The sequence below is a fragment of the Saccharopolyspora phatthalungensis genome (assembly GCF_014203395.1).
In the GTDB taxonomy this organism is placed as follows: domain Bacteria; phylum Actinomycetota; class Actinomycetes; order Mycobacteriales; family Pseudonocardiaceae; genus Saccharopolyspora; species Saccharopolyspora phatthalungensis.
In genome coordinates this window covers 5,627,874-5,649,718 of the sequence record NZ_JACHIW010000001.1, presented here as the reverse complement: position 1 = coordinate 5,649,718, position 21,845 = coordinate 5,627,874, and the positions used below count along the sequence as shown (strand labels likewise).

Genomic DNA, 21,845 nt, shown 5'->3' with positions numbered 1-21,845 from the left:
CGTGCCCTCGGCCCGCGGAGCGTCGGCAGAGGACAAGGTCCCCTCTGTAGTCGGCGTCGCCGCGACCGCGATCTGGCCAACTCGTCCGGCTAATTTCGGCGTTTTGGCACTGTCGTACCGGCGGGCCCGGCGACGAGGCTGGGGCGCGACACCGAAGGAGGAAGCCATGTCGACAGCACCGCGCAATACCGCGTTGTGGCACCCGTTCGCGGACATGTTCGAGGTCAAGAACGGCCAGTTCTGCGTCAGCAAGGGCGACGGGGTCTGGATCTACGACCAGGAGGGCCGTCGTTACCTCGACGGCACCGCGAGTCTCTGGTACGCCAACGTCGGCCATGGCCGCACCGAGATCGCCGAGGCCGCCGCGGCGCAGATGCGCGAGCTTGAGTCTTACTCCGTGTTCAACGACTTCACGAACCGGCCGGCCGAGGCGCTCGCCGATCGGCTCTCGCAGCTTGCCCCGATGGACAACGCGAAGATCTTCCTCACCACCGGTGGCGGCGAGTCGATCGACACCGCCGCCAAGCTGGCCCGGCAGTACTGGGTGCAGCGCGGGCAGCCGCGGCGCACCCACATCCTCAGCCGCGGCCACGCCTATCACGGCACCAACGGTGTGGGCACCGGCATCGGCGGGATCGAGGTCAACCGGGCCGGATTCGGCGAGCTCGTGCCGGAGACCAGCCGGGTCGCCCACGACGACGCCGAAAGCCTGCGGGAGGCCATCGACCGGATCGGCGCCGACCGGATCGCGGCGTTCTTCGCCGAACCGGTGATGGGTGCCGGCGGGCTGTACCCGCCACAGCCTGGCTACCTGGAAGGGGTCGCCAAGATCTGCGCCGAGCACGAGATCCTTTTCGTCGCCGACGCGGTGATCTGCGGGTTCGGCCGGGTCGGCAGCTGGTTCGGCGTCGAGCGGTGGGGTCTACGGCCGGACATGATCACCTTCGCCAAGGGCGTCACCAGCGGATACCTGCCGCTGGGTGGCGTGGTGATCGCCGAGCGGGTGGCCGAACCGTTCTGGAACCACCCGGGCCGCCCGTTCCGGCACGGTGCGACCTACTCCGGGCACCCCACGGCGGCCGTCGCCGCGCTGGCCAACCTCGACATCCTGGAGCGCGAGAAGCTGCTGGCCCGGGCCGACAAGCTGGAGCTCCCGCTGCACGACGCGCTGCGGCGGCTCGCCGACCACCCCGCCGTGGGCGAGGTGCGGGGCGGCACCGGTGTGCTCGGCGCGGTCGAGCTGGCACCGGATCTGCTGGCCGCCGACCCCGGCGCGCTGGTCCGCACCCAGCTCGCGATCCGGGAACTCGGCGTCATCGTGCGCCCGCTGGGCAAGGCACTCGCCGTGTCGCCGCCGCTGATCATCAACGAGTCGGAGATCGACCTGATCGGCACCGCGATGCGGGAGGGGTTGGACCGCCTCGCGTGAGCCTGTTCGGGGTGCCCGCGGACCGCCGCGGGCACCCCCGATATCGTTCGGCCGGCTGGGTCATCATCCGCCCGATACCGCATGATCATCGGGCTGGAATATTCCTGTTGCGGAACCGATACGCAGCGGTCTGTACCAAACGGGTTTCGTGCCGTACGTTTCTCGCCAGACCACGGGGACCGGCGCACCGGTCCGGCACGTTCCACATGCGACACCGGAATGCGCTGCGCCGAAACGGGGTTCACCGAGGACAGTCCACAGCAGACAGTCAAGGGATGTCGACATGCACCAAGTCACCTGAGGCCGCGAGCCGGGCGGGGCCGACCGGTCGCCGCGCGGTGGCACATCGGAGAAAATCGACATGCGACCCGGAAACCGACCCGCGAGCAGCGGTTTGAGAACTCGCCGCCCCTGTGGACATGCCACCCGATCGAGTTGGCAAAATACGGCTGGCAGGTGATGACGCGCAGCGGACGCGGATGGAGGACGACAACCAGGTGAACACCCAGACCGCACAAGTCGACGACCTGCGACTCATCGCGCTTCCCAGCGCGGTGAATTGCGCCGAAATGTTCGTCCGGTTCTCCCTTACCGAGTGGTCCCTGCGGGACCTGATCGACGAGACCTCCCATCTCACCACGGCACTGGTGACCGCGGCCGTGGACAGCGCCGTGCCCGGCTCGCCCGGTTTCCTCACGGTCCGGCTGCGACTCAGCGGCGAGAGCCTGGTGGCCGAGGTCGAGGACGAGCAGGCGAGGGTCCCACCAATGCTGGCCCCCGGGTTCGCCAACGGTCGCTGCGGCGCGACCGCGCTGCGCGGTGGCGGCACGCTCGTGTGGTGCGAGCTGCCGCTGCCGGGTGGTGTCTCGGCGAACGCGGTGCCGCTGCCCCGCCGTTCCCGGAAGCGCGGAGCGCCCGCCGAACACCCCGTCGAGGAAACCGCCGAGATCGACCCCGAAGTGATCAAGCGCCTGCTCTCCGGCCTCAGCAAATCCGACCTGCGCTGACGCCGCCGACAGCTGGGGTTTCAATCGAAGCCGCAGATCACCGGCGGTGGTTTCGCCGGTGCAGCCGGTGGGCATTTCCCGGGGCATGGACCATCTGACCTTCCGATTCGAGCTGGCACAGCAGTTGCGGGTCGACTCCGTGCGGGCCAGCAACGCCGCCGGTTCCGGGCACCCCACTTCGTCGATGTCGGCGGCCGACCTGATGGCCGCGTTGCTGGACGGCCACCTGCGGCTGGACTTCGACCACCCGGACGATCCCCGCAACGACCATCTGATCTTCTCCAAGGGGCACGCCTCGCCGCTGCTGTACTCGTGCCTGAAGGCGGTCGGCGCGATCGACGACGCCGAATTGCTGTCCTTCCGCAAATTCGGCAGCCGTCTGGAGGGCCACCCGACTCCGGTGCTGCCGTGGGTCGACGTGGCGACCGGGTCGCTCGGCCAGGGCTTGCCGATCGGGGTGGGCCTGGCGCTGACGGCGCAGCGGCTGGACCGGCTGCCCTACCGGGTCTGGGTGCTGCTTGGTGACAGCGAGATGGCCGAGGGGTCGATCTGGGAAGCGCTGGAGCACGCCGGGCACGAGCAACTGGACAACCTCATCGCGCTGGTGGACGTCAACCGGCTCGGGCAGACCGGCCAGACGATGCACGGCTGGGACCTCGATTCCTACGCCGCGCGGGCCTACGCCGCGGGGTGGCGCGTGCTGCAGATCGACGGCCACGACCCGGAGCAGATCGAAACCGCGCTGAAAGACGCCACGGCCGGTGATGGGCGGCCGGTCGCCGTGCTGGCGGCGACAAAGAAGGGCAAGGGCGTCGGCGAGGTCGAGGACAAGCAGGGCTTCCACGGCAAGGCACTGGTGCACTCGGACGAGGCGATCCGCGAGCTCGGCGGCATCCGAGACCTGCGCGTCGACTACGCCAAACCGACCGGCGACGAAACGCCGCACGTCTTCCCGGTGCGCGGCGGTGGACTGCCCGCGTTCGAGCTGGGCGCCGAGGTCGCCACCCGCAAGGCCTACGGTGAGGCGCTGCGTGCCCTCGGCGATCGGCGCGGAGACGTGGTCGCGCTCGACGGCGAGGTGTCCAATTCGACCTTCTCCGAGCTGTTCCGCGAAGCCCACCCGGACCGCTTCTTCGAGATGTACATCGCCGAGCAGCAACTCATCGCCGCGGCGATCGGCATGCAGGTGCGCTCCTGGGTGCCGTTCGCTTCGACCTTCGCCGCCTTCCTCACCCGCGCCTACGACTTCATCCGGATGGGCGCGGTGAGCCGGGCGAACCTTCGGTTGATGGGCTCGCACGCGGGAGTCGCCATCGGCGAGGACGGGCCGTCGCAGATGGCGTTGGAGGATCTGGCCGCGTTCCGCGCGGTGCACGGCAGCACGGTGTTGTACCCGTGCGACGCCAACCAGACCGTGCGGCTGGTCGAGGAGATGGCCGACCTCACCGGCATCAGCTACCTGCGGACCAGCCGCGGCGCCACGCCGGTGATCTACCCGCCCGGTGAGGACTTCCCCATCGGCGGCTCGCGGGTGGTGCGCGGGGGCGAGGACGTCACGCTCGTCGGCGCGGGCGTCACCCTGCACCAGGCGCTCGGCGCGGCGGAGACGCTTGCTCGGGAAGGCATCGAGGCCCGCGTCATCGACCTGTACTCGATCAAGCCGGTGGACGTCGACACGCTGCGCCGGGCCGCTGCGGAAACCGGCGGGGTGGTCACGGCCGAGGACCACTGGCCGCAAGGCGGTCTCGGCGAGACCGTCCTCAGCGCCCTGGCGGGCTCCGGAACCCCGGTACGACCACTGGCCGTGCGCACCATGCCGGGTTCCGGGACCCCTGCCGAACTGCTGGCGCAGGCCGGCATCGACGCATCCGCCATCGCCACGGCGGCCCGCGAGCTGCTCGCCGCCTGACCAGTCCGGTGACCACTGTGGATGGTCAAGGGGCGGGATTGGTGATCCCGTAGTGCGACCTACGTCCTCACTGAGTAGGCGCTGGGGCCCGGCGTCAACTCCCAACCGACCCATCCGCCACATCCGCACGGTCATCGCGACACCGTGTGTGCTCGTTGAATGGGTGGGGTAGCCGGTTGTCAACACGACTGGCCCAAGGGGCGGTGGACGCGATGCCCGTACCCGACCGCGGAGAGTTGCTCCGGTTCCTCTGCCACGTGCGTTTCCCGGCCACCAAGCAGGAGATCTTCCAGCAGTGCGTCGCACTCGGCGCGCCGATGTCGTACCTGGAACGCATCGAGAGCCTGCCCGAAGGCGTCTACGTCGAGCCCGACACGGTGCTGCAAGCCCTGCCCCGCCAAGCGCCGTGACAGTCCCCAGCGCACGCATCGCCCACCACGCCCGGCCCACCGCGCCGGGCCCACCGCGCCGACAGGGTCCACTTCGGACAGATCAGTGTCCCGGATGCCGCTTCCGCCGGGCGTGCCACCATACGCCGACGGCCCCGGCGACGGCGCCCGATGCCAACGTGATCGAGCTCAGCATCAACCCGCTCACCAGGCACAACAACGCCAGCAAGGCGACGAGGGCAAGCAGCAGGAACCCCAGCAGCCTGCGCACTCCAGCCCGGTGCCGACAAGCGTCGAACCGGTCGAACTGCTCCGCCAACCGCGGATCGGCGGACACCAGAGCGGATTCGATCTCGGCCAACCTGTCCCGCTCATGCCTGCTCAACATGACGAGCTCCTACCGACGTTCCCTTCGACCCCAACGAGGTACCCGCCCCCCACCAGCCTCAAGCCCGGATGGGCCCATCCAGATTGGCACGCCGAGGTTCGTCACCGAACGCGGCAGCCGGGTGATTTTCCCTTACGCACAGCAACATCCGGCGACGACCGAGGTTGCTCTGAGTAACGACCAGCGGTATCAAAACGACCATGAGCTCACCACCCGCGTCGGCACCGCGCCGGTCTCCACAGCACCCGAGAACTCCCAACGCCGACCGGTTTCCGCTGGTGTGCCGCTCAGTTCGGCCGGTGTCGCTGCTGCGCGCCGGTCAGACGGAGGCGTAGTGCACGACTCCTTCGATCTTGTCCCTGCTGAGTTTGCCCTGCAGGCCCAGCACGTCCAGGTGCGCGGCGGTTTCCAGCACCGCCATCATCTGGTTGAAGGGGTCGAGTTCGTCGAGGGTGCGTTCCCGACGGGTCCAGGTCAACGCCCGGGCCACCTCGTATGCGGTGCTGGCCCCCTTGGCCACGACCGCAGCGGTCGCGTCCAAGCGGGTGTCGTGGTGATCGAGCAGTTCGTCGACGCGCTGGTGGACGCTGTCGGTGACCGGCCCGTGCGCGGGCAGCAGCCGCATGTCCGGCAGTGTGCGAACGAGCCGCAGCGAAGCCAGGTAATCGCGCAGCGGAACCTCGCTGGGCGACTGCTCGAAGCCGATGGACGGCGTGATGTGCGGCAGCACGTGGTCGCCGGCGAACATCAGCTCGCTGGCGTCGTCGATGAACACCAGGTGCCCGCGGGTGTGGCCCGGGGTGGCCATCGCGCGCAGCGGCCGGTCGGCGAGGGTGATATCGGTGGAACTGCCGATCCACTCGTCGGGCTCTTCCCAGAAGTGCGGCGGGCGGGGGCCGTTGTCCCGGGCGGCCACGATCGCATCGCGCACCGGCTTCGCGCCGCATTCGGCGAGCATCTCGATCTGCTTGGCCAGAGGCTCGTGCTCGGGGTCTATCAGGTTGCGGATGGTGTGCCGCTCGTCCGCGCCCAGTAGCACCTTGGAACCGAACTCCTGCCGCAGCGCCACCGCCTGGGTGTAGTGGTCGCGGTGGGCGTGGGTGACCAGGAATCGGCTGATGTCGCCCAGCCCGGCGCCGATCTGGCGCAGCGCGGCGCTGAGCTGTTCCCGCGACTCCTCCAATGCCCAGCCGCCATCGACGAGGGTCAGCGTGTCCCCGTCCGCAATCGCGTAGACGTTCACGGCGCGCAGGCCGTCGTTGGGAAGGGGCAGCGGAATCCGGTGCACGCCCGGCGCGACGGCGTATGCACCCGGCTCCATCCACTCATGCCGCGACTCGCCCATGACCACACCTCCAACCACGCCCGGGCCCGGGCGTTCCATCAGGAGTACCACACACATACCAACTGGTCAGTGTGCTGATGGCCGCACCGGCCGGACCGGCGGAGCCGCGGAATCCGGCGTGACGGCGCCGCCGGACACGGCTGCGGACCGGTCGGCGCCGGAGGCCAAGACGGGCGGCGAATCGCGGCCGAGCTGCGAAATTTAGCTGCGCGAACGGTCCGGTGCCGCACCGTCCCACCCGGCCGGCCCGCCCCGGCGCCGAGCTCCGAAGAGGACACGAAACACCGCAAGCCATGCCGAAAAAGTGTGATTCATCACGCTCAACTCACGCTCGGATCGAGCCCGGAACACCTGTGCGCGCTCGGTGACGGTTCGTTTCACACCCGATTACCGACTGTCGATATGGATCTTTCATCCTGCGCGGCGGCTGCACCTTTCGCCGCTGGCCGGATGATTCGTTAAAGGCGGCGCGCAAAGCACCGGAGTCCGATGATGTGGTGCGATCGTGGTTCGACCCGAGCCGACGACCACCCAGCTGTCGGTGAAGCGCGTCGAACTCGCGCACCTCGACGGATTCGACGATGCGGAACGAGGATCGCGGATGTCTACGCAGGACCTGACGACTGTCATCGATGCCCTGCCGCTGGTGGACCACCACGTGCACGGCGCGCTGGCCGGGTCGGTCGACCGACCGACGCTGGAGCTGCTGCTCACCGAGTCCGACCGGCCGGTGCCGCCGTGGATGACCCAGTTCGACTCGCAGGTGGGCTTCGCCATCCGCCGCTTTTGCGCGCCGGAGCTCGGTCTGCCGGCACACGCCGACGCCGCCGACTACGTGGCGCGGCGGGAAGAACTCGGTGCCGAAGAGGTCACGCGGCGGCTGCTCACGGCAAGCGGCGTCGGGCACTACCTGGTCGAGACCGGCTATAAGGGCGACGAGCTCCTCTCCCCCGCCGAGATGGCGTCGGCCTCCGGCGTCCCGGCCGACGAGGTCGTTCGCCTGGAGACGGTGCTGGAAGACCTTGCGCGTGACGAGATCGGCGCGGCTGAACTTCCCTCGCGATTCCCGGAAGTGCTAGCCGAGCGCACCACCGGCGCGGTCGCGCTCAAGAGCGTCGTCGCCTACCGCTACGGTTTCGACTTCGACCCGGAACGGCCATCGGACGCGGAAGTCGTAGCCGTGGCGGGAAACTGGCTGCGGTCCGGTTCGACCCGGGTGGACGACCCGGTGCTGCTGCGGTTCCTGCTGTGGTCTGGCATCGACCGGGGGCTGCCGTTGCAGCTGCACGCGGGGTACGGCGATCCCGATGTCGAGCTGCACCGCAGCGATCCGCTGCTGCTGACGAGGTTCATCAAGCTCATCGAGCCCTCCGGGGTCGACCTGATGTTGTTGCACTGCTACCCCTTCCACCGCAATGCCGGATACCTGGCCCAGGTGTTCCCGCGCGTGTACTTCGACGTTGGGCTCGGGGTGAACTACAGCGGGGTCCGGTCGTCGGCGGTGGTGGCCGAGTCGCTGGAGCTCGCGCCGTTCGCGAAGATTCTCTTCTCCTCCGACGCCTGTGGACCGCCGGAGTTGCACCACCTCGGCGCGCTGCTGTGGCGGCGCGGGATGCGCAAGGCGCTTTCGGAGTGGGTCGCGGCCGGCGAATGGTCCGAGCCGGACGCGATCCGGGTGGTCCGCATGATCGGCCGGGACAACGCGCGCCGGATCTACCGGCTGGGACACCGGTCGTAACGGCTGATCCGCCGCCTGGTTGGTGAATTTCCGTCAACCTCGATGAAAATCGGTGGTGATTTCCCTCGAAATCACCACCCCGCCCTGGCCGTCAGGCTTGGCAGAGCTGTGTGCACAGCGTTTCGAAAGCCCACTGTTCCCAACGCTCGGACGGCCAGCCGCAATCGCGCACGAGGATCAAGTAGAGCTCGGGGCTCAGCAGGCCGAACAGCACATCGGCGGCATGCTCGGCGGACACATCCGCACGCGCCCCCGGTTTGCTCATGAGGGTCTTGGCGACGGATTCCTGGACGGGGTAGCGCGGGTGGGTATCCGCCTGCCACAGACCGGCGATCTCGGGGTCGCCCGCGGCGGCGATGCGCACCATCTCGGTGATCCTCGCGACCCGTTCCAGGACCTGCCGACTGCCCGCGATATGCGCGCGCAGCTGATCCTCGGCGGTCTCGGCGTCGAGGGCGTCGCGGAACCACGGCCGGTCCATCACGGCGATCGGCTCGTCGTCGCCGCCGATCGCGGTGTCCACGACCTCCTTCAACAGGGTCCGCTTGTTGCGGAACGTGAAGTAGATAGTCTGCACCGCGACACCGGCCCGGTCGGCTATGTCCTGCAGCGGCGTCGCGCCGTAACCTCGTTCGACGAATAGCTCCCCGGCGGCCCGCAACATCCGCAGCCGCGTCTGCCTGGCCTTCGCGGCCCGCTTGCCGCCCTCGTTGACCGGACTCATATCGGGAGTTTATAGCTAGAGTGCGCCACTAGAAATTAACTCTAGCGAAACTCGCAATCTCGAAGCACGACGGCGACCTCCTAGCCGTAACGGGAAAGTGCCTCGGCGAGCGACCACCATGATCACAGTTGCCCGAAACCGGTTGATCAACGGCCGGGCGTGCCCTAGGACTGGGTGGGCTGCCGCAGTTCTAGGGGGAACGGGATGGACCGGTTCGCTGTCCGTTACGCCGCGGTCGGTGAGGCGTGGGAAAGCGTCCGCAACGCCACCTATCAGATCCGGGTGAAGCTGGCCGATATCGCCGCATCGCTCGGGCCGCTGCGGGCGTCCTGGACCGGCCAGGCCGCGGAGAGTTTCGAGGCCGCACGTGCGACGTGGGTTCACGAAGCCGAGGAGATGACCGAGTTCCTCGACGGCATGGCGGACCTGTTGTCGCTGATCGACGAGAACTACCGCAGCGCGCACCAGGCGAACCTGGCCATCTGGGACGCCGCTGCCGGCTCGTCAGGCGGGTCTGCGACCGTGCCGATGTCGGCGGGCCCGGCCGCCGGACCCGACGGCGAAGTCGACGTCTCCATCGAGGAACTGCGCCGCGCCGCCCGGTCGTTCCACGGACTCCAGCAGCAGCTGGCCGACAACATGGGCTGGATCAGCCGGAACCTACACGCCAGTGCCGCAGGTATGGCCGGAGCCGATCCGGTGCTGGCCCCGTGGCGCACCCTCTACGACGACACCGCCCGCGCGGTGTGGGCGGTGCTCGGCGCGGCCACCGACCTGCTGGGCGGTATCGCGCAGGGCATGACCGACACCGGCAATAACTACGTCGCCTCCGAAGAAGCATCCACCGCCGGGCACGGCGGCCAACTACCCGAACGGTTAACGCAGCTCCCGGTCGACGCCGTGCGCCCCGGCGCCGAACCACCACCCAGCGGCTCGGGAGCCCCGGCGCAGGCCCTTGAGGACTGGGGCTACGAGTACTGGCCCGACGCCGACCCGGCGGGGCTCATGTACGCCTATAACGAGTGGAAAGAGCTCGCAGGAAAACTTGCGACCATCTCCCAGTCCGGCGACTCCCTGATCAACGGCTTGGTGGGGAACAACCACGGCGCGGTCTTCGACGGCATCCGCCAGTACTGGGCCACCAAGTCCCAGCTCTGCGGAACCTCGGAGATCCTGCCGGTGCTCACTGCGACCTGCACAGGGTTGAGCGAGTCTTGCAGACTACTGTCAAACGGGGTGAAGCTCGCCCAGGACCAGATAGCGGAACTCAACCAAAGACTTGGCGATACAGACCTCTTCTCGATCCTCGGGATCCTCCGGAACACCCCGCTTATTCGCGCCGCCGAGCTAGGCATCGAAATCGGCCAGTTCATGGCGATCAAGAAGAGGATTCCGGAGATCAAGAGCATTTACGAGTACGAGCGGGAAGAAGCCGTCAGGGTCCTGTCGGCCGGAGGCAGGCTCGGTCTGCTTCAGGCATGGGCCGCGAGCGCCCAAGCCGTGACCGTAGAGTCCGAGCGACGCGCTTACGACCAAGCCGATCAGGGACTCGAACGGCACATCGGCGTTGCACCCTACAGCGGTTGGGATAACGCACCCGTACCGCACCCCGATCCGGCCGCCACGCACATCACCGCCGACCGCGCGACACACATCCTCGACGGCGACCCACCTCCAGGGCGCGGTGGTGGCCACGTATCGGGGACCGGAAAGCCTGGCAAGACCGAGTTTCCGCCTGACTGGAGCCGCATGGAGATCCTGGGGCATGTCCAAGACATTGCGCGCAACCCGGACCAGATATCTGAAAAGAGGGGCGGCCGCTGGGAGGTCTACGGGTCTCGTGATGGCGTTCGGATCAAGGTCGTGCTCGAATCAGACGGGGAAGTGGTGACGGCCTACCCTGTGAGCGGCCCCGGCGTACATGAAAACCCGCGACGGAAATGATGGATGATGGATGACATCGAATTCATGGATCGAGTTGAAGCTCTGATCCAGGCAATCACCAAACGGTCTTCTGGAAAGCTGGGCTCGTCCCTAAGTGAAGACACTCACGCCGGAGAGCACACCTTGGCGCTGGACAGCCTGGCTTGGTCCCTCGCCCACGAAAAAATTCCGATCTCACGCGCTGAAAGCGCGGAGCTTCGGGAGCTCTTGTACGACCACGAACTTCCGGTTCCATACATGCACTCGATCAACGATCGGGACAACATCATGTCATCGCTGAACATCATCGATGACGAGCCGGCGAAGGACGAAGCCGAGTTCTACGTTGGGCCACCAATTGTGGTGCACGAGAAACCCGACTTCGCCCGGACGCTTCGCACACAGGTGGGCGTGCACGTTGATCTCCCTGTGAGTCTTTACGACCCTTTCGTAGATCACTTCACCACTGACGTCGGCGTCGGCGCGGAAGTGAACGTGGCGCGTACCAACCCGGACCAGTACATGCGCACCGGAAAGATCCACAAGCCCAGCGCTGAGGAAATCCTGTTCACCAGTGAGCTGGTTCGGCTAGTCGGGAGCAGCTCGATCTGGGGCGGCGGCATCCTGCTCCGCAGTTTCGAACAGTGGTGGGTCAAGGATCGGATCGAAGCAGAATCTCTTGTGAGCGACCTGCCCAGGATGATGCTGAGCGCCCGGGCGACGAGCAAGACTTTCCACGTCGCACTCGCCGACCTGTCGCAGTCCACAGTGGATCAGGTGCTGGCCGTGCTAACAGGAGCTGATCTGAACCTCGACCCCAGGACGCCACCAGTCCCGGTGTTCAAGTACCCGCCCATGTGACGGTCAGGCTCGCGAGGCGAGCCAGCCGAAGCGGCGTAGGGCGCTGGCGAAGCGCTCGGTGTCGGCGGCCAGGCGGCGGAGGCGCGCGGTGTCCACGTCACCGGCCGGGATGCGGCGCGCCTCGTCGGCCAGGTCCTGTTGCAGCACCAGCATCGCGGACGCCATCTCGCGCGGCGTATCGATCCTCGCCGGGACCATCCCGTCCACCGGCGCTCGGCCGGCGGACCCCGGAAACGCAACGGCCACAATGCAATCTGTGCATTCGCGCATCCCAACCGGCAGTCCAGGACACGGCTCCCCCGGCGGCGAACACTCCTCAACCTCGGTAGCCTGAAACAGCTGGCCGCACCAAGAGCCAACCAAGGAACCGCTTGCGCCGCAACGGATATGCGCGAACCGGCACCACTCCGGCACAGCCCCTCGCCGGTACTGGAAATACCGGATCTGGTTAGTCGTCCGCTCCGCGTGTCGCATTTCTTCCAACCGCTCGTGCATTAAACTTTGTCCCCTAGCAAGCGTTTTCGTTGCCACGATCTACCCAGTACTAACAATCGAGCAACGTGGCATCGTCAACAAGGTCGTGACCGTGGGCGCAACAGGTGATGCGAGCAGGTCATGGCGCTGGGGGTGCCGTTGCATCGGCGACAACACGGAGACGCACCATGACCAAGACACCGAAAGGACGGGCTCTGGGGAGCGCGTTGCGGCAAGCACGGCAGGACCGGGACCTGACGGTGAGAGCATTCGCCGCTCAGCTGGGGCGAGACCCCGGAGTTCTTTCCCGCTGGGAAACCGGCGAGCGAACGCCGAAACCCGAGCACGTCGCACAGATCCTCACATCACTCGGCGTCAACGGCGAACAGTACGAGGAGATCATCCAACTGACCTACGGCGCGAATGACCCCAACTGGGTTGCGACGACTCTCCCGGCGCAGCGCCAGCAGCTGGCCGCCTTCATCGAATTCGAGCAGAACGCGACGAAGATTCTTGAAGCTGCGCCGCTGCTGATCCCCGGACTGCTCCAAACTAGCGACTACACCAGGGCGCTCATGACCGAAGCACGCATCCCCGCCGGTGAGCTGGCTACTCGGGTCGCAGTTCGTATCGGGCGGCGCGAAGTGATCACGCGAAATCGGCCCGCTCGGTTCACCGCACTGGTCGGCGAAGCCGCCCTGCGGCAGATCATCGGCAGCAGAGAACTGGTCGCAGCACAGCTAAGGCATCTCCTCGAAACGGCCCGGCGACCTAACGTCGACTTGCGAGTCTTCCGTTTTGACAGCGGATGGCACCCCGCGCTTGAAGGTCCGTTCCATCTCATCGAAACAGATGATGCGACGGTCGTGCACCTGGAGATGCGCAATTCGGCCTTGTTCCTGCACAGGGACTCAGACGTACGCGCCTACCGACAAGCAGCAGAGAGAGCACTTGACACCGCGATGAACCCAGTCGAATCTGTCAAGCTGATCAGGTTTATCGCCGACAGCATGGAGGACGGTAATGAACGCTGAGACCACCTGGCGCAAGTCCAGCTACAGCACCAGCACGTCGACCTGCGTCGAGCTCACGAGCACCTTAGACCAAGTCCGCGACTCCAAGGACCCGAACGGCCCCACGCTGCGGGTCGACGTCGCTGGTTTCGTGCGGGCCGTCAGGAACGGCCGGTTCGACCGCTGAAACACAGGTCGGCCCCGCCCGAATCCGGGCGGGGCCGACCTGCGCTCGATCTCCTTACTGGTCGCGCATCTTGGGCACGCCACCTGGAGAGTGGGGAGGGCGATTTCGCGCGAAATCGCCCTCCAGGAACATCGCCGTCGACGGGTGTACCACCAAGGCCCCCGGCGGCCGTTGTCCAGCTCCCACATGGCTGGGAACCGGTGTGGCTACGCCCGACTGGCCGATCTCGTCACACGCGGGAGGGCGACGCACCCGAAGCGTCCTGAAGTGCCTGCACCCACATCCGGGCAACCCACCAACATCAATCCGCGCGAGCTCTAAACCTCAGTCCTTGAGCTCGCAGAGGGTGGTGCCCTGGGAGACCGAGTCTCCCGGCTGGGCCGACAGGCCGGTGACGGTGCCCGATTTGTGGGCCGTGACCGGGTTTTCCATCTTCATCGCTTCCAGGACCGCGATCAGGTCGCCGGCGGCGACCTCCTGGCCGTCGGCCACGGCGATCTTCACGATGGTGCCCTGCATCGGCGCGGTCACCGCGTCGCCGGACACCGCCGCGCCGGACTTGCCCGCGGAACGCTTGCGTGGCTTGGCCTTCACCGCCGGGGCGGCCGACGGCGCGGCCAGCTCGGCGGGCAGCGTGACCTCCAGCCGACGGCCCCCGACCTCGACGATGACCGTCTGGCGGGGCTCCGGCTCCTCCGCCTCGGCGCCGCCGGTGAACGGCTCGATGGTGTTGTCGAACTCCGTCTCGATCCACCGCGTGTGCACGGTGAAACCGTCGGTCCCGACGAACGCCGGGTCGCGGACGATCGCGCGATGGAACGGCAGCACCGTGGCCATGCCTTCGACCACCATCTCGTCCAGCACCCGCCGGGACCGCTCCAGGGCCTGCTGCCGGTCGGCACCGCTGACGATCACCTTGGCCAGCAACGAGTCGAACTGGCCGCCGATCACGCTGCCCGTCTCGACCCCGGCGTCCACCCGCACGCCCGGCCCCTGCGGCGCGACGAAGCGACTCACGGTGCCCGGCGCGGGCAGGAAGTTACGACCCGCGTCCTCGCCGTTGATCCGGAACTCGATCGAATGGCCGCGTGGCTCCGGGTCCGCGGTGATCCGCAGCTTCTCCCCGGCGGCGATGCGGAACTGCTCGCGGACCAGGTCCAGGCCGGTGGTCTCCTCCGAGACCGGGTGCTCCACCTGCAACCGGGTGTTGACCTCCAGGAACGAAATCGTCCCCTCTAGGCCCACCAGGAACTCCACGGTGCCCGCGCCGTAGTAGCCGGCCTCGGCGCAGATGGCCCGCGCCGCCTCGTGGATGGTGCGGCGCTGCTCGTCGGTGAGGAACGGCGCCGGGGCCTCCTCGACGAGCTTCTGGTGCCGCCGCTGCAACGAGCAGTCTCGGGTGCCCACGACCACCACATTGCGGTGCTGGTCGGCGAGGACCTGCGCCTCGACGTGGCGCGGCCGGTCCAGGTAGCGCTCCACGAAGCATTCGCCGCGACCGAACGCGGTCTCGGCCTCGCGCACCGCCGAGGAATACAGCTCGGGGATCTCCTCCAGCGTCCGGGCGACCTTCAGGCCCCGCCCGCCGCCGCCGAAGGCGGCCTTGATGGCCACCGGCAGGCCGTGCTCCTCGGCGAAGGCGACCACCTCGTCGGCGCCCGAGACCGGGTCCTTGGTCCCCGGAACCAGCGGCGCCCCGGCGCGGGTTGCGATGTGCCGGGCGGTGACCTTGTCGCCGAGGTCCCGGATCGCCTGCGGCGACGGCCCGATCCAGATCAGCCCCGCGTCGAGAACCGCCTGGGCGAACTCGGAGTTTTCGGACAGGAACCCGTAACCGGGGTGCACGGCGTCGGCTTCCGCGCGCTTCGCCGCGTCGATGATCTTGTCGATGCTCAGGTACGACTCACCGGGGGTCGAGCCGCCCAGCGCGAAGGCCTCGTCGGCCAGCCGAACGAACGTCGCGTCGGCGTCGGGCTCGGCGTAAACGGCGACAGAGGCGATGCCCTCGTCCTTGCAGGCGCGGATCACCCGCACCGCGATCTCACCGCGGTTGGCGATCAAGACCTTGCTGATCGGCGTCACGTCCACAGTGGTCAACTCCTCATTTCCCGGCGCGACGCCGGACAACTGGCGAAATCTTGTTGGCGGGGAACATCAGCCCGGCAGGGCCGACGCGCGCCAGGCGTGCGGGCCCGGGCGCAGCGGCCGGCGGCCCGCCGGGTGTCGCACCGCGGCGGCCGGGTCGCCCCACAGCGACATCGGCTTCTGCTCCGGCGTCGCCGCCGCGGCCTTCGCGGCGGCCAGGCCGGTCAGAGCCGCGGTCAGCGCGGCGATCTCGACCGGGTCGGGATCGCCGCGCACGATGCGCAGCACCGGACGCTGGTCCGGCGTCGCGTCTGTGTCCTGGCTCATCTCGGGTACCTCCTCGTGAGTGGGAATCCGCTCACGACCGTCACAGGGGGATGTTGCCGTGCTTCTTCGCGGGCAGGCTGGCGCGCTTGTCGCGCAGCATCCGCAGCGATCGCGCCACATACCCGCGGGTGTGGGATGGCGGGATCACCGAGTCGACGTAGCCGCGTTCGGCGGCCACGTACGGGTTGCAGAGGGTGTCCTCGTACTCCGCCTGCAACTGCGCCCGCACCGCCTCGACGTCCTCGCCGGCCTCGACCGCCTCCGCCAGCTGCCGCCGGTACAGGATGTTCACCGCGCCCTGGGCGCCCATCACCGCGATCTGCGCGGTCGGCCACGCCAAGTTGATGTCGGCGCCCAAGTGCTTGGAGCCCATCACGTCGTAGGCCCCGCCATAGGCTTTGCGGGTGATCACCGTGACCAGCGGGACGGTGGCCTCGGCGTAGGCGTACAGCAGCTTCGCGCCGCGCCGGATGATGCCGTTCCACTCCTGGTCGGTGCCGGGCAGGAAGCCCGGCACGTCCACGAAGGTCAGCACCGGAATGTTGAAGGCGTCGCAGGTGCGCACGAACCGCGCGGCCTTCTCGCTGGCATCGATGTCCAGGGTGCCCGCGAACTGGGTGGGCTGGTTGGCCACCACGCCCACCGGGCGGCCCTCGATGCGCCCGTAGCCGGTGATGATGTTGGGGGCGAAAAGCCCCCCGACCTCAAGGAATTCCTCGTCGTCCACAACGCGGGTGACGACCTCGTGCATGTCGTAGGGCTGGTTCGGCGAATCCGAGACAAGCGTGTCCAGTTCGCGGTCGGCATCGGTGATCGAGTCGGCCACCGGCCCGGTGCCGGTATCGGCACCCTCGAACACCGGCGCCTCGGCCAGGTTGTTGCTGGGCAAGAACGACAGCAGCTCCTTGACATAGGCGATGGCGTCCGCCTCGTCGGTGGCCAGGTAGTGCGCGTTGCCGGAACGCGAGTTGTGGGTGCGCGCGCCGCCGAGTTCCTCGAAGGTCACGTCCTCCCCGGTTACCGTCTTGATCACGTCCGGCCCGGTGATGAACATGTGCGAGGTCTGGTCGACCATCACGGTGAAGTCGGTGATCGCCGGGGAGTACACCGCACCGCCCGCGCACGGGCCCAAGATCAGCGAGATCTGCGGGATCACGCCGGAGGCGTGGGTGTTGCGCTTGAAGATCTCGGCGTACAGGCCCAGCGCCACGACGCCTTCCTGAATTCGCGCGCCGCCGGAGTCGTTGATGCCGATCAGCGGGCAGCCGGTCTTGAGCGCCAAGTCCATGACCTTGACGATCTTCTCGCCGAACACCTCGCCCAGCGATCCGCCGAAGACGGTGAAGTCCTGGGAGAACACGCACACCTTGCGGCCGTCGATGGTGCCGTACCCGGTCACCACGCCGTCGCCGTAGGGGCGGTTGGCGTCCATGCCGAAATTCGTGGACCGGTGCCGCGCGTGCTCGTCGAGCTCCACGAACGAACCCGGGTCCACCAGCATGTCGATGCGCTCGCGAGCGGTGTTCTTGCCCTTCGCGTGCTGCTTGGCCACCGCGCGCTCCGAGCCGGCGTGCACCGCCTCGTCACTGCGCCGGTACAGGTCCGCCAGTTTGCCGGCGGTCGTGTGGATGTTCGGCACGTCCACCGGCGGCTGACCGACCGGCTCCGTCGCGCTGCTCATGCAACCAACCCGTCCTCGTTACCTGCTCGGCTCCAGTGTCTGCCGCCTACCCGCGGCAATCCAGGCTCGGGCGCGGGTGACCACCTCGGCACACGGGGCCAATTGGTCACACTAGCCCCAGATGCGATGTACGCGCGGGCAGACCTAGTCGTCGGGAGCTTAGTGCCGCACGATTTCGGAAGTCAATCCCGAAGTGAGCAGGCACTAGCCAGCCAGATTGAGACTAAGGCGCTCCTTGCCAGCTGGTTCGAAGGCTAAGTGAATCGTTAGTAGTAGTTCAGTCGGGATTCACTGTGGCCGGTCGCACGTCGGTGACCGGGGTGTCCAACATCAGCGCCGACCCGATCCGCAACAGCGCGTCGACGTCGCGCACCGCGCCGGTGCGAGCCATGTCGTTGGCCGCCGTCAACGCCGCCTGAACCAGGATCCGGGAGCGCACCGGGTCGAGTTCCGGCCGGGCCTCGCACAACAGGCCGACCCATTCGGCCACGTAGGCGTGCTGGGTCTGCCGCGCCCGGTGCCGTTCCGCATCCGGCAGGTGGTTGACCTCGCTGACCAGGATGTCGATGAACCGGCCGTGGTCGAAGGCGAACGTGATGTAGGAGCGCAGCAGCTCCCGCAGCGCGTCGTCGGCGGCCGGGGTGTTGGCCAGGGTGCGTTCGAGCTCGACCTCCAGCCACGCGTTGCCGCGGGTGATCACGGTGCCGAGCAGTTCCTGTTTGCTGGCGAAGTAGTTGTACAGGCTGGGTCCGGCGATGCCCGCCGCCGCACCGACGTCCTCGGTGGTCACCTTGGTGTAGCCGGCGTCGGAGAACAGCCGCATCGCCGCGGACAGCAGCAACCGGCGCCGGGAAGCGCGCCCGGCGAACAGTGCGGACCGCTGGTCGGAGTCGGCCGCGCGGCGGTCGGCGAAGCGCTGCGGCGGCTGTCTTCCGATGACGACCACCATCGCCCGCAACAGCTGCTCGAACTCGCGCCGGGGCAGGTCCACCTGGTGGTAAGACGGGCTGGTCAGAACGCTGAACATGCACCAGGCGCGGAACCGGGCGTCCTCGCCGGTCAGCTCGGGTTGGAAGGCTCGCGCGACCTCGGCGAGCCCGCTGGCGACGCCGCGCAACTCCTCGCGCAGCAAGTCGCGCTGCTCATCCGGCAGGTGGCGGGCCTCGCGCTGCCACAGCACGCCGAGCTGGCGGTGGTCCAGCGCGGCGGCGGCGAGCTCGGCGACCACCTCGTCGAGGTCGCGGTCGGTCACCTGCGCGGCGATCGCGCTGAACGGGTGGAGCTCGTCGAGCACCACGCGGATCAGCAGTTGCTGCTTGCCCGCGAAGTGCCGGTACAGCGCCGACGATCCGACCCCGACGGCCTCGGCGATGTCGCTCATCCCGACCCGTGCGTATCCAAGCCGGTAGAACAGGTCCGCCGCGGCGGCGGTGATCAGGGCCCGGCGGTTGCGCGGGCGCGTGTTGCGGGCAGGTGGGTTGGTCACCTCAGCCATCGCCGCCTCCCCTGCTCGCCCGGCGGTACGAGCATACTTGCGCGCTGTGTTCGGCTCGCGCACAGTGTTCGGCCGACCAGCGCGGCACGACCAAGCACCGGCCCCACCGAAACGGCCGTCCGGTGGCCGATCTTCGCCGCCGCGTCCACTGTGGATCCACGGTGCGCATCAGCCGGATTCCCGGGTATCGGCGGCGAAATCCTCGCTCAGGGATCACCAGCGCCAGCGAGTGACAGCGGCGAGTTCGCCGGGGTCGGTGTCGGCGAATCGCTGCGCCTCGGCGCGGCGAACCGTGAGCATAGCGTCGTGCAACTCCTTGCCCAGCGCATCGGACAGCACCACCGACGTCTCCAGCGCGTCCGCCGCCTCCGCCGCGTTCGTGGGCAGTCGGCGGATTTCCGCCGCGGCTCGCTCGTCGTCGGACAGGGACGCCGGGTCACCGGTGATCTCCGTGGGCAGCCGCAATTCCTCGCGCACGCCCGCGAGCCCTGCCGCCAGCACGGCACCGACCGTCAGGTACGGGTTTGCCGTGGCGTCGAAGCACTTCACCTCGGCGTTGGCGGCCCATTGCCGGGTGCCGATCGTGCCGGTGATCAACCGGATCGCGGCCTCCCGCGTCTCCCGGCCCCACACCTGCCACACCCCGGCCCAGCGGGACGGCTCAAGCCGGAGGAAACTCGCCGGATTACCGCCGCCGATGGCCTGCAGCGCGGGCAGTTCCCGCAGCACACCGGCCAAGAACGCCTCCCCGGCGGGCTGCATGCCGTAGCGTCCGGGGCCATCCGCGAGCAGGTTGCCGTCCGCGTCGTGCACCGACAGGTGCAGGTGCCCACCGGAGCCCGCGCCGCCGGGAACGAGGCAAGGCGCGAAGCTAGCGCGCCAGCCGTGCCGACGCGAAACCGCCCGCACCGTGTGCCGCACCAATATCGCGTCGTCGGCCGCACCGAGCGGATCCTTCGCCGCCACGGACAACTCCACCTGGCCGACCGCGTATTCGGGGTGGAACTGCTGAACGTCCAACCCCTGCTCCCGCAGCGCGGCGACGAGTTCTAGCGCGTAGTCGGCGGTGCTCTCCAAACGCACCTGGCCGTAGGCGGGTCCGGTGAAGGCCGGGACGAACTCGTCGGTGTCGGACGCAGCCAGCGCCCATTCGTGCTCGAAAGCGGCGAGAGTGGTCAGCCCCGCGTCGGCCGCGGCCTGCACCTGGCGAGCCACGAACGCCCGCTGGCAGGCGACGAACCGCTGCCCGTCCTGGCCGAACTTGTCGGCCGGGGCCCAGGCCCAGCCGGGCAGCGCCGCCAGCCGCACCAACCGGTCCAGGTCGGGCACCAGCCGCAGGTCGCCGTCGGGCCCGCCGAGGTAGCGGCCCGGCACCATGACATCGTCAAAGGTGAACGTCTCGAAGCACGGCGAGGCCCCGACACCGAAGCGCGCCGCGGCGGGCAACCGGTCCAGTGGCACAGACTTGACCCGCACGATCCCGGCGTTGTCCACAAAGGACATCTCGACCATTTCGACGCCCTCGGCGCGCAGCCGCGCGACGGTGTCGGTCAACCCGGCCCGCTCCGAACCCGGGATCCGTTCGCTCATGCCTGCCACCGTATCCGGCAACTCGGTGCGGGGCACCTTACCGGGCGATTTCACTCATTTCACTGTCTCCGTCTGCTTCGTTTCGGCCGCGGCCACCAGCGATGCGTGCGTCGGGGCCGCCGGGACGTGCTCGGGCCGACGCAGTTCGAACTCCTTGCGCAGCACCGGGACCACCTCCTCGCCGAGCAGGTCGAGTTGCTCCAGGACGGTCTTGAGCGGCAGCCCGGCATGGTCCATCAGGAAAAGCTGGCGCTGGTAGTCGCCGACGTATTCGCGGAACTTCAGCGTGCGGTCGATGACCTCCTGCGGGCTGCCCACGGTCAGCGGCGTCTGCTCGCTGAACTCCTCCAGCGACGGCCCGCCGCCGTAAACCGGGGCGTGGTCGAAGTAGGGCCGGAACTCGCGGACGGCGTCCTGGGAGTTCTTCCGCATGAACACCTGGCCGCCGAGCCCGACGATCGCCTGGTCCGCCGAGCCGTGCCCGTAGTGCTCGAACCGCCTCCGGTAGAGGTCGACCATCCGCTGGGTGTGCTCCTTGGGCCAGAAGATGTGGTTGTGGAAGAAACCGTCGCCGTAGTAGGCGGCCTGCTCGGCGATCTCCGGGCTGCGGATGGAACCGTGCCAGACGAACGGCGGCACGCCGTCCAGCGGCCGCGGGGTCGAGGTGAACGACTGGAGCGGGGTGCGGAACCTGCCCTCCCAGTCGACCACGTCCTCCCGCCACAGCCGGTGCAGCAGGCCGTAGTTCTCGACCGCCAGCGGGATGCCCTGGCGGATGTCCTGGCCGAACCACGGGTACACCGGGCCGGTGTTGCCGCGGCCCAGCATCAGGTCGACCCGGCCGTCGGCCAGGTGCTGGAGCATCGCGAAGTCCTCGGCGATCTTGACCGGGTCGTTGGTGGTGATCAGCGTCGTCGCGGTGGACAAGATCAGGCGCTCGGTCCGCGCCGCCACGTAGCCGAGCATGGTGGTCGGCGAGGAGGGCACGAACGGCGGATTGTGGTGCTCGCCGGTGGCGAAGACGTCCAGCCCGATCTCCTCGGCCTTGAGCGCGATTCGCACCATGGCCTTGATCCGCTCGGGCTCGGAGGGGGCGCGGCCGTTGGTCGGGTCGGGGGTGACGTCGCCGACCGTGAAGATCCCGAACTGCATGTGAACTCCCTCGCTGGCCAGATCCCGCTCATTTAGTACGAGATTAAACTACTTCCACGAACGATTCTGTCCTGCGAGTTATTCCCTGCGGGAAGGCACCGGCCCGCCGGGACGCATGTCACAAACAG

General features: G+C 68.1%; 19 protein-coding genes. 9 read left to right on the top strand and 10 right to left on the bottom strand.

Annotated features, from left to right (window positions below; translation table 11 throughout):
* Positions 1–166 precede the first annotated feature (166 nt).
* The 4 genes from BJ970_RS25850 to BJ970_RS25835 all read left to right on the top strand — a co-directional run bounded on the left by BJ970_RS25850 (position 167) and on the right by BJ970_RS25835 (position 4,755).
* Positions 167–1,429 carry an aminotransferase family protein gene (locus BJ970_RS25850; RefSeq protein ID WP_184728604.1) on the top strand — a complete coding sequence of 421 codons (1,263 nt, stop codon included), beginning with the start codon at positions 167–169 and terminating at the stop codon, positions 1,427–1,429.
* A gap of 497 nt (positions 1,430–1,926) precedes the next feature.
* Complete coding sequence (locus BJ970_RS25845; RefSeq protein ID WP_184729362.1) at positions 1,927–2,436, top strand: ATP-binding protein; 510 nt, start codon at positions 1,927–1,929, stop codon at positions 2,434–2,436.
* A gap of 85 nt (positions 2,437–2,521) precedes the next feature.
* Positions 2,522–4,345: a transketolase gene (locus BJ970_RS25840; protein ID WP_184729361.1), complete on the top strand. Its 1,824-nt coding sequence runs from the start codon at positions 2,522–2,524 to the stop codon at positions 4,343–4,345.
* Positions 4,346–4,557: 212 nt separating this feature from the next.
* Positions 4,558–4,755: a DUF2795 domain-containing protein gene (locus tag BJ970_RS25835; RefSeq protein WP_184728603.1), complete on the top strand. Its 198-nt coding sequence runs from the start codon at positions 4,558–4,560 to the stop codon at positions 4,753–4,755.
* 82 nt (positions 4,756–4,837) lie between these two features.
* On the opposite strand, the gene BJ970_RS25830 is transcribed toward BJ970_RS25835, so the two are convergent.
* A complete protein-coding gene (locus BJ970_RS25830) occupies positions 4,838–5,122 on the bottom strand; it encodes a DUF3040 domain-containing protein (protein WP_184728602.1) in 285 nt (94 codons plus the stop codon).
* Between the two features lie 319 nt (positions 5,123–5,441).
* On the bottom strand, positions 5,442–6,467 hold the full coding sequence (locus tag BJ970_RS25825) for an MBL fold metallo-hydrolase (RefSeq protein WP_184728601.1): 1,026 nt from the start codon (positions 6,465–6,467) through the stop codon (positions 5,442–5,444).
* 505 nt (positions 6,468–6,972) lie between these two features.
* On the opposite strand from BJ970_RS25825, the gene BJ970_RS25820 reads away from it, so the two are divergent.
* Positions 6,973–8,205, top strand: a complete 1,233-nt coding sequence (locus tag BJ970_RS25820; RefSeq protein ID WP_312864409.1) for an amidohydrolase family protein — start codon at positions 6,973–6,975, stop codon at positions 8,203–8,205.
* A gap of 91 nt (positions 8,206–8,296) precedes the next feature.
* On the opposite strand, the gene BJ970_RS25815 is transcribed toward BJ970_RS25820, so the two are convergent.
* A complete protein-coding gene (locus BJ970_RS25815) occupies positions 8,297–8,929 on the bottom strand; it encodes a TetR/AcrR family transcriptional regulator (RefSeq protein WP_184728600.1) in 633 nt (210 codons plus the stop codon).
* A gap of 204 nt (positions 8,930–9,133) precedes the next feature.
* Between BJ970_RS25815 and BJ970_RS25810 the strand changes: the two genes are divergently transcribed.
* Both BJ970_RS25810 and BJ970_RS25805 read left to right on the top strand, forming a co-directional pair.
* Complete coding sequence (locus BJ970_RS25810) at positions 9,134–10,873, top strand: EndoU domain-containing protein (protein WP_184728599.1); 1,740 nt, start codon at positions 9,134–9,136, stop codon at positions 10,871–10,873.
* 3 nt (positions 10,874–10,876) lie between these two features.
* A complete protein-coding gene (locus tag BJ970_RS25805) occupies positions 10,877–11,713 on the top strand; it encodes a hypothetical protein (RefSeq protein ID WP_184728598.1) in 837 nt (278 codons plus the stop codon).
* Positions 11,714–11,716: 3 nt separating this feature from the next.
* Here BJ970_RS25805 and BJ970_RS25800 read toward each other — a convergent pair whose 3' ends face one another.
* The gene (locus BJ970_RS25800; protein ID WP_184728597.1) at positions 11,717–11,878 is read right to left on the bottom strand and encodes a hypothetical protein; all 162 of its coding nucleotides are present in this window, start codon (positions 11,876–11,878) and stop codon (positions 11,717–11,719) included.
* A 497-nt stretch (positions 11,879–12,375) separates the two neighbouring features.
* On the opposite strand from BJ970_RS25800, the gene BJ970_RS25795 reads away from it, so the two are divergent.
* Positions 12,376–13,221 (top strand): helix-turn-helix domain-containing protein, encoded by an 846-nt coding sequence (locus BJ970_RS25795; RefSeq protein WP_184728596.1) that lies wholly within the window; start codon positions 12,376–12,378, stop codon positions 13,219–13,221.
* Positions 13,211–13,387 (top strand): DUF397 domain-containing protein, encoded by a 177-nt coding sequence (locus BJ970_RS25790; protein ID WP_184728595.1) that lies wholly within the window; start codon positions 13,211–13,213, stop codon positions 13,385–13,387. Before BJ970_RS25795 ends, BJ970_RS25790 begins: the two co-directional genes overlap by 11 nt.
* A 324-nt stretch (positions 13,388–13,711) precedes the next feature.
* On the opposite strand, the gene BJ970_RS25785 is transcribed toward BJ970_RS25790, so the two are convergent.
* The 6 genes from BJ970_RS25785 to BJ970_RS25760 all read right to left on the bottom strand — a co-directional run bounded on the left by BJ970_RS25785 (position 13,712) and on the right by BJ970_RS25760 (position 21,717).
* Complete coding sequence (locus BJ970_RS25785) at positions 13,712–15,475, bottom strand: acetyl/propionyl/methylcrotonyl-CoA carboxylase subunit alpha (protein WP_184729359.1); 1,764 nt, start codon at positions 15,473–15,475, stop codon at positions 13,712–13,714.
* Between the two features lie 66 nt (positions 15,476–15,541).
* Positions 15,542–15,799, bottom strand: coding sequence for an acyl-CoA carboxylase epsilon subunit (locus BJ970_RS25780; RefSeq protein ID WP_184728594.1), 258 nt, complete (start codon positions 15,797–15,799; stop codon positions 15,542–15,544).
* A 40-nt stretch (positions 15,800–15,839) separates the two neighbouring features.
* Positions 15,840–17,480, bottom strand: coding sequence for an acyl-CoA carboxylase subunit beta (locus tag BJ970_RS25775; protein ID WP_184728593.1), 1,641 nt, complete (start codon positions 17,478–17,480; stop codon positions 15,840–15,842).
* 277 nt (positions 17,481–17,757) lie between these two features.
* The gene (locus BJ970_RS25770; RefSeq protein WP_184728592.1) at positions 17,758–18,975 is read right to left on the bottom strand and encodes a TetR/AcrR family transcriptional regulator; all 1,218 of its coding nucleotides are present in this window, start codon (positions 18,973–18,975) and stop codon (positions 17,758–17,760) included.
* Positions 18,976–19,188: 213 nt separating this feature from the next.
* Complete coding sequence (locus BJ970_RS25765) at positions 19,189–20,565, bottom strand: type I glutamate--ammonia ligase (protein ID WP_184728591.1); 1,377 nt, start codon at positions 20,563–20,565, stop codon at positions 19,189–19,191.
* Positions 20,566–20,619: 54 nt separating this feature from the next.
* Positions 20,620–21,717: an LLM class flavin-dependent oxidoreductase gene (locus BJ970_RS25760; RefSeq protein WP_184728590.1), complete on the bottom strand. Its 1,098-nt coding sequence runs from the start codon at positions 21,715–21,717 to the stop codon at positions 20,620–20,622.
* Positions 21,718–21,845 lie beyond the last annotated feature (128 nt).

What these genes read in the sequence shown, in the direction of transcription:
- BJ970_RS25835 (WP_184728603.1), top strand. Translation starts at nt 4,558, where the DNA reads ATGCCCGTACCCGACCGCGGAGAGTTGCTCCGGTTCCTCTGCCACGTG.
- BJ970_RS25805 (WP_184728598.1), top strand. Translation starts at nt 10,877, where the DNA reads ATGATGGATGACATCGAATTCATGGATCGAGTTGAAGCTCTGATCCAG.
- BJ970_RS25790 (WP_184728595.1), top strand. Translation starts at nt 13,211, where the DNA reads ATGAACGCTGAGACCACCTGGCGCAAGTCCAGCTACAGCACCAGCACG.
- BJ970_RS25780 (WP_184728594.1), bottom strand. Translation starts at nt 15,799, where the DNA reads ATGAGCCAGGACACAGACGCGACGCCGGACCAGCGTCCGGTGCTGCGC.
- BJ970_RS25795 (WP_184728596.1), top strand. Translation starts at nt 12,376, where the DNA reads ATGACCAAGACACCGAAAGGACGGGCTCTGGGGAGCGCGTTGCGGCAA.
- BJ970_RS25775 (WP_184728593.1), bottom strand. Translation starts at nt 17,480, where the DNA reads ATGAGCAGCGCGACGGAGCCGGTCGGTCAGCCGCCGGTGGACGTGCCG.
- BJ970_RS25765 (WP_184728591.1), bottom strand. Translation starts at nt 20,565, where the DNA reads ATGAGCGAACGGATCCCGGGTTCGGAGCGGGCCGGGTTGACCGACACC.
- BJ970_RS25850 (WP_184728604.1), top strand. Translation starts at nt 167, where the DNA reads ATGTCGACAGCACCGCGCAATACCGCGTTGTGGCACCCGTTCGCGGAC.
- BJ970_RS25810 (WP_184728599.1), top strand. Translation starts at nt 9,134, where the DNA reads ATGGACCGGTTCGCTGTCCGTTACGCCGCGGTCGGTGAGGCGTGGGAA.
- BJ970_RS25760 (WP_184728590.1), bottom strand. Translation starts at nt 21,717, where the DNA reads ATGCAGTTCGGGATCTTCACGGTCGGCGACGTCACCCCCGACCCGACC.
- BJ970_RS25840 (WP_184729361.1), top strand. Translation starts at nt 2,522, where the DNA reads ATGGACCATCTGACCTTCCGATTCGAGCTGGCACAGCAGTTGCGGGTC.
- BJ970_RS25825 (WP_184728601.1), bottom strand. Translation starts at nt 6,467, where the DNA reads ATGGGCGAGTCGCGGCATGAGTGGATGGAGCCGGGTGCATACGCCGTC.
- BJ970_RS25830 (WP_184728602.1), bottom strand. Translation starts at nt 5,122, where the DNA reads ATGTTGAGCAGGCATGAGCGGGACAGGTTGGCCGAGATCGAATCCGCT.
- BJ970_RS25800 (WP_184728597.1), bottom strand. Translation starts at nt 11,878, where the DNA reads ATGGCGTCCGCGATGCTGGTGCTGCAACAGGACCTGGCCGACGAGGCG.
- BJ970_RS25770 (WP_184728592.1), bottom strand. Translation starts at nt 18,975, where the DNA reads ATGGCTGAGGTGACCAACCCACCTGCCCGCAACACGCGCCCGCGCAAC.
- BJ970_RS25815 (WP_184728600.1), bottom strand. Translation starts at nt 8,929, where the DNA reads ATGAGTCCGGTCAACGAGGGCGGCAAGCGGGCCGCGAAGGCCAGGCAG.